Source organism: Boseongicola sp. (assembly GCF_057460485.1).
In genome coordinates, this window is the sequence record NZ_JBVCWP010000433.1 from 1 (window position 1) to 2165 (window position 2165).

Genomic DNA, 2165 nt, shown 5'->3' on the forward strand with positions numbered 1-2165 from the left:
CAGTGGAAAGTCAGAACGCTCGGGAATACTGAATTGCGAGATAAGCAGGCTAGGGATTTCGACAATTCAGGGAGAAAATGGTTCCGCTTGCGGCCCTATGAGGTACTCCCCAATGACTGGACAGTTTCTAGCGTAATTTAAGCTACTTTCTGCTCCTGCTGATCGGGTTTGGTTGCGTCATTTCGCTGCCAGTAGACCACAGCTGGTGGCTTGCCGCCAAGAGCGGAATGCGGACGTTTTCGGTTGTAGAATTCGATCCATTTCCGGACACCGGCCCTGGCTTCTGAACCGGTGTCCCAAGCGTGCAGATAGACGCATTCGTATTTCAGGGATCGCCAGAGCCGTTCGACAAAGATGTTGTCGAGGAAGCGGCCCTTGCCATCCATTGATATACGTACGCCCGACCGGCGCAGCCGATCTGTCCAGACGAACGATGTGAACTGCGAACCCTGGTCCGTATTCATGATCTCAGGCGGGCCGAACTTGTGGATTGCCTCATTCAGCGCATCAACGCACGATTCCGCCTCCAGAGTGTTCGAGATGCGCCAAGCCAGAACTTTGCGCGTGTGCCAGTCCATGATGGCGACGAGATACAGGAACCCGCGTCGCATCGGCAGATAGGTGATATCCGAACACCAGACTTGATTGGGGCGGGTCACACGAAGCCCGCGTAGCAGATAGGGGTAAACCTTGTGCCCCTTCGCTGCCTTGCTGGTGTTCGGTTTCTGATAGATCGGCATCAACCCCATTTGGCGCATGAGCCGCCGAATGCGTTTCTCATTTACGAGATGATCCTCATTCCGCAGATGCCACGTCATCTGCCGCACGCCGTAAAAGGGCGTCTCCAGAAACTGCTTGTCGATCAAACGCATCAGATCAAGGTTCATATCGGTCTCACCCTTTGGCTCATAGTAAAACGAGGACCGCGAGATCGACAGCAGGGCACACTGCTTGCCAACAGACAGGTTTGAGACGTTCGGCTCAATCATGTCCCGCCTCACTTTCCGGTCCAGGGCTTGAGCTTTCTTGCCAAAAAATCGTTGGCGACGGCCAACTCCCCGATCTTGGCATGCAAGTCTTTGACCTGTTCCTCGTCAACTTCAGGCGCTTTCCGACTGCCACGCTCGAACACGCCCGACGCGCCTTCAAGCAAAGTCCGTTTCCATTGGTGGATCATCGTCGGGTGAACCCCAAAGCGACTCGCCAACTCTGAAACCGTCGCCTCGCCCTTCAGCACTTCCAATGCCACCTTGGCCTTAAACTCTGGGTGATGTTGCTTTCTCTTAGACATCGTCGATCTCCTTCGTGTTGAAGATCAACAGACAACAAATTGCAGCTTACGTCAGTGTCCAAATTTCAGGGGGTAGCTCACTTGTGCCGCCGCCTCGGCAAAGATCCAGTCGCGGAACTCGCGGATCATCGGATCCTCGGCGCGGGCCTCGGGGCAGGCCAGCGAATAGATCACGACCGGCATGGTAACGGTGTCGAACAGCGGCACCAGCCGCCCCTCGGACAGGGTGTCGCGCACCATTGCGTCAAAGGCCAGCGCCACGCCCTGGCCGCGTTCTGCCGCCGTGGTAGCCAGCTCGCAATTCGGCAGGACCGGGCCACGCGGCATGGCGGGCGGCGCGATTCCGGCCATGGTGAACCATTCCGCCCAGGCGTCCTGCACCTCGTCATGCATCAGCGGGACGCGCAACAGATCCTCGGGTGCGCGGATGTTTTCGCGCCGCCGCAGTTCGGGGCTGGCCACCGGGTAGCGGGACGATACCAGCAGTACCTCGCTGCGGACCCCGGGGACCGGAGTGTCGGACCACTGGATCACCACATCGGCCTCGTTGTTGGCGAAATCGGTCGAGGGCGCGCCGGTCGAGACTCGCAACCGAACGCGGTCGCCAAAGCTCAGACGGTCGAGCCGGGGCACCAGCCAGCGCGCGGCGAAACCCGGCGTGCAGAGCACCCGGAACGGTCTGCTGCCGGCCTCGCGCACTGCTCGGGTGCTTTCGTCGAACGTGTTGAGAAGGCTGGTCATCTTGCCGGCATAGCCGCGTCCGGTCAGGGTCAGGGTCAGCCGGTTGCCCCGGCGCTCGAACAAAGCCGTATCCAGATAGTCCTCCAGAGCGCGGATCTGATGGCTTATCGCCGACGGTGACAGGCAAAGCTCC

At 59.1% G+C, this 2165-nt stretch carries 2 protein-coding genes; both read right to left on the minus strand.

Annotated features, from left to right (window positions below; translation table 11 throughout):
- Positions 1–137 precede the first annotated feature (137 nt).
- Positions 138–1291, minus strand: a protein-coding gene (locus AC221Y_RS23225; RefSeq protein WP_486708648.1) for an IS3 family transposase whose coding sequence is annotated in 2 segments (ribosomal slippage) — positions 138–1039 and positions 1039–1291 — 1155 coding nt in all. Because the reading frame shifts where the segments join, the coding sequence is not laid out codon by codon here.
- Between the two features lie 51 nt (positions 1292–1342).
- Positions 1343–2165: LysR substrate-binding domain-containing protein (locus AC221Y_RS23230; RefSeq protein ID WP_486708649.1), on the minus strand; the 823-nt coding region annotated here is incomplete at its 5' end.